Raw genomic sequence first — 4539 nt, 5'->3', positions numbered from 1 at the left:
CTCCCTCCTTGCGGGGGAGATGGCCGGCAGGCCAGAGGGGGTCGTCTCACGTAGAGCGCCAGCATCGTCTCTCGTCATGGAGGGCATTGGCGCTCCACGCGCGGCGACCCCCTCTGTCGCCTTCGGCGACATCTCCCCCTCAAGGGGGGAGATTATGGGCGACGCCTCAATGCAATAAAAACTCCCCATCCACCTTCCGCCACTCGTTCGGCGCGATCAGCTTCTGATGCGTGTAGGTGACCGAATGCAGCGGTCCGTCGAGCTTCGTCTTCCAGAATTCGATGAAGCGGATCAGCACCGGAAACTTCGGCGCGACGTCGTAATCCTGCCAGATGAAGCTTTGCAGCAAATGCGGGTGGTCGGGGAAGTGGTAGAGGATTTTGGCCGTGGTCAACCCATAGCCCCTGAGCATCAGGTCCATTTCGGAGTGGTCGTGCATGGCAGCCCCCTTAAGGCTCGATCTCCTTTCCTCCCAATGTTCGATTCTGCGCTCAGTTGCTTAACTGTCTATTGAATTTTGCTGATCGCAACCGGCTTTTCCTTCGCCAAAACAGTTGGTTAGCAGCGATGGGTAACGAGTGCTGACAGCGTTTCGGCGTTTCCCCTGCGTCATCCCGCCGCGCGAATCCAACGTCTAATATTGCCGTCACGACGGAACTGTTAATAATGCCCGCGAATTCGCGGCTGCGTCGCCGCGATACCGCCGGCGATCTAAGCCGGCGGAACGGTTTGGGAGGAAGGCAAAGAAATGTCCGATGTTCATGTGCACCGCGTCCAGCCGGCGTGGAAGAAGAACGCGCTGATCGACAACGAAACCTATCTCAAATGGTACGCCGACAGTGTGAAGAACCCGGACAAGTTCTGGGGCAAGCACGGCAAGCGTATCGACTGGTTCAAGCCGTTCACCAAGGTCAAGAACACCTCCTTCGACGGCAAGGTTTCGATCAAGTGGTTCGAGGACGGGCAGACCAATGTTTCCTACAACTGCATCGACCGGCATCTGAAGAAGCGCGGCGGCCAGACCGCCATCATCTGGGAGGGCGACAACCCCTACGATGACAGGAAGATCACCTACAACGAGCTTTACGCGCATGTCTGCCGCTTCGCCAACGTGCTGAAGAAGCACGGCGTCAAGAAAGGCGACCGCGTCACCATCTACATGCCGATGATCCCGGAGACGGCCTATGCGATGCTGGCCTGCACCCGCATCGGCGCCATCCACTCGGTCGTCTTCGGCGGCTTCTCGCCCGACGCTCTCGCCGGGCGCATCGACGACTGCAAGTCGACCGTCGTCGTCACTACGGACGAGGGCCTGCGCGGCGGCAAGCCGATCCCGCTGAAGGACAACGCCGACAAGGCGATCGACATCGCAGCCAAGGCCGGCACGAAGGTCGAGAAGGTGGTGGTCGTGCGGCGCACCGGCGGCAAGACCGGCTGGGTGCCGGGTCGCGACGTCTGGTACCACGACGAGGCAGCGACCGTTAAGGCCGACTGCAAGCCGGAGAAGATGAAGGCGGAGGACCCGCTGTTCATCCTCTACACCTCGGGCTCGACGGGCAAGCCGAAGGGCGTGCTGCACACCACGGCCGGCTATCTCGTCTATGCCTCGATGACGCACCAATATGTCTTCGACTATCATGACGGCGACGTCTACTGGTGCACCGCCGATGTCGGCTGGGTCACCGGTCACAGCTACATCGTCTACGGGCCATTAGCCAACGGCGCCACGACGCTGATGTTCGAAGGCGTGCCGAACTACCCGTCGCAGTCGCGCTTCTGGGAAGTCATCGACAAGCACCAGGTCAACATCTTCTACACCGCGCCGACGGCGTTGCGCGCGCTGATGGGCGCCGGCGACAGCCATGTGAAGAAGACCTCGCGCAAGTCGTTGCGCGTGCTTGGTACCGTCGGCGAGCCGATCAATCCGGAAGCCTGGGAGTGGTACTACAACGTCGTCGGCAACGCCAAACTGCCGATTGTCGACACCTGGTGGCAGACCGAGACCGGCGGCATCCTGATCACGCCTCTGCCAGGCGCCACCGACCTCAAGCCGGGTTCGGCTACGCGGCCCTTCTTCGGCGTCAGGCCGCAGTTGGTCGACGGCGAGGGCAAGGTGCTCGAAGGAGCGGCCGACGGCAATCTCTGCATCATCGATGCATGGCCCGGCATGATGCGCACGGTCTATGGCGATCACGACCGCTTCGTGCAGACCTATTTCTCGACCTACAAGGGCAAGTACTTCACCGGCGACGGCTGCCGCCGCGACGCCGACGGCTACTACTGGATCACCGGCCGCGTCGACGACGTCATCAACGTTTCCGGCCACCGCATGGGCACGGCCGAAGTGGAGTCGGCGCTGGTCAGCCACGACATGGTCTCGGAAGCCGCCGTCGTCGGCTATCCGCACGACATCAAGGGGCAAGGGATTTACTGCTACGTCACGCTGATGGCCGGCACGACATCGAGCGAAGACCTCCGCAAGGAACTCGTCACCCATGTCCGCAAGGAGATCGGCGCCATCGCGACACCAGACAAGATCCAGTTCGCTCCGGGCCTGCCCAAGACCCGCTCGGGCAAGATCATGCGGCGCATCCTGCGCAAGATCGCCGAGGACGATTACGGCGCGCTCGGCGACACCTCGACGCTCGCAGATCCGGCGGTCGTCGACGACCTGGTCGCCAACCGGCAGAACAAAAGGGCCTGATGACAGACAAGGCGGTGCTCGGAACCGTCAGCCAGCTCTGGCGCTATCCGGCGAGCTCGCTCGCCGGCGAGCGCCAGGACGCGATCTCGGTCGGCCGCGAAACCATCGACGGCGACCGTCTGTTCGGCCTCGTGGATGCCGCGGACAACGAGATTGCCCGGCCCGACCGCGACGCCAAATGGCACAAGGTGCCGCGTATCCGCACCCGGCTGACCAACGATCGCGAACTTGAGGTGGCCGTCCCCGGCGGCGACTGGCTGAGCGCGCCCGGCACCGAATGCGATCATGCCGTGTCTGCCTATCTCGGCTTCACTGCCTCGATCCGGCCGTTCGGCCGGGAGAACGCGCCGCCGGCCTATGCCGGTCCGCTGACGCAGGCGCGCTATCGCAAGGCGCCGATCCATCTGCTGACCACCGCCTCGCTGGCGCGGTTGAAGACGCTGCATCCGGAAGGGGCGGCCGATCCGCGCCGCTTCCGCCCCAACATCGTCGTCGACATGGAGCCGGTCGAAGGCTCTTTCCCGGAGACGGAATGGATCGGCCGCAAGCTTGCGGTCGGCGATCTGCTGCTCACCATCTCGGAACCCTGCCGCCGCTGCGGCTTCACCATCATTGCCCAGGACGGCTTCGACAACGATCCAGGCATCCTGCGCAACCTGGTGCGCCACAACGCCCACAATCTCGGCGTCTACTGCACCGTCGACCGGCCCGCGCGGATCGAGGTCGGCGCGCCGATGCGCTTCGTGTAGGCTTATCGATACAAATCCACACGGGTTGGCGGCAGGCCGCTTGGCCCCCGCGCGCGCCTGGTGGCGACGGTCTGGAAAATCTGCGCCGAGGCCCGCTCGAAGGCAATCGAGCAGCCGGAGAGATAGAGCAGCCAGAGCCGCGCCTTCGCCTCGCCGACCTCGGCGATCGCCTCATCGAAGCGCGCGTGCAGACGCTCCGCCCAGAGCCTGCAGGTGCGCGCGTAGTGCTCACGCAAGTTCTCGACGTCATGGACCAGGAAGCCATGCGCCTCGAGATTGCCGAGCGTCATGCCGATCGTGTCGAGCTCGCCGCCGGGAAAGATGTATTTGATCAGCGCCTTGTATTCCGGGCCCTTGCGCAGCGTCTTGCGGATGTCGCCTTTGCTGCGCCTGGTGATGGCGTGGTGCAGATAGATGCCGCCGGGCTTGAGCAGGCGATTGACGGCCGAGAAGTAGGCGTCGTGGTTGGCGAGCCCCAGATGCTCGAACATGCCGATCGACGATATCTTGTCGAACGTGCCGGAGAGCTCGGCATACGACTTTATCTCGATGGTGATGCGATCCTCCAGCCCCTCGGCGCGAATGCGCTCGCGGGCAAGCTCCGTCTGGGCTTGCGACAGCGAGACGCCGTGGCCGACGACGCCGTAGTTCTTCGCCGCATGGATGAGCATCGCGCCCCAGCCGCAGCCGATGTCCAGCAGACTTTCGCCTGGCTTCAGCCTGAGCTTGCGGCAGATGTGATCGAGCTTGTCGACCTGCGCCTGGTCGATGCCATTGGCGAAATCCTGGAAGTAACCGCAGCTATAGACCATGCGCTCGTCGAGGAAGAGCCGGTAGAAGGCATTCGAGATGTCGTAGTGATGCTGGATCGCCGCCTTGTTCGACCCGCTGACATAGGGATTGCGCCCGGAGAGGTCGGTGCGCGCCGTCATCTGCCTTCGCGAAAACAAGACAGCCGGCAGGTCGCGCAGGATTGCCAGCTTCGGCAGGGACTTGAGCTTCGTCTTGAGCTTGCCTTGCGAAGGCAGGGCGTAGAAATCGAACAGCGTGCCTTCTTCGATGTCGACGGTCTTGGATATCCACATC

4 protein-coding genes are annotated in these 4539 nt (G+C 63.1%); 2 read left to right on the top strand and 2 right to left on the bottom strand.

Features of this window, described 5'->3' with window-relative positions:
- Positions 1-166: 166 nt before the first annotated feature.
- The gene (locus EOA29_RS26160; protein ID WP_126091321.1) at positions 167-439 is read right to left on the bottom strand and encodes an aspartate-semialdehyde dehydrogenase; all 273 of its coding nucleotides are present in this window, start codon (positions 437-439) and stop codon (positions 167-169) included.
- 309 nt (positions 440-748) lie between these two features.
- On the opposite strand from EOA29_RS26160, the gene acs reads away from it, so the two are divergent.
- Together acs and EOA29_RS26150 are read left to right on the top strand one after the other, a co-directional pair.
- Positions 749-2704 (top strand): acetate--CoA ligase, encoded by a 1956-nt coding sequence (acs, locus tag EOA29_RS26155; protein WP_126091320.1) that lies wholly within the window; start codon positions 749-751, stop codon positions 2702-2704.
- Positions 2704-3453 carry an MOSC domain-containing protein gene (locus EOA29_RS26150; protein ID WP_126091319.1) on the top strand — a complete coding sequence of 250 codons (750 nt, stop codon included), beginning with the start codon at positions 2704-2706 and terminating at the stop codon, positions 3451-3453. The genes acs and EOA29_RS26150 overlap by 1 nt, the downstream gene beginning before the upstream one ends.
- 2 nt (positions 3454-3455) lie before the next feature.
- Here the strand turns inward: EOA29_RS26150 and EOA29_RS26145 are convergent.
- Positions 3456-4539 (bottom strand): cyclopropane-fatty-acyl-phospholipid synthase family protein (locus EOA29_RS26145; protein ID WP_145969801.1); only part of this gene is annotated, 1084 nt, incomplete at its 5' end.

The sequence above is a fragment of the Mesorhizobium sp. M1E.F.Ca.ET.063.01.1.1 genome, assembly GCF_003998155.1.
In the GTDB taxonomy this organism is placed as follows: domain Bacteria; phylum Pseudomonadota; class Alphaproteobacteria; order Rhizobiales; family Rhizobiaceae; genus Mesorhizobium.
Note: the sequence above shows the minus strand (reverse complement) of the source record. Positions and strands in the feature narration are given on the sequence as shown.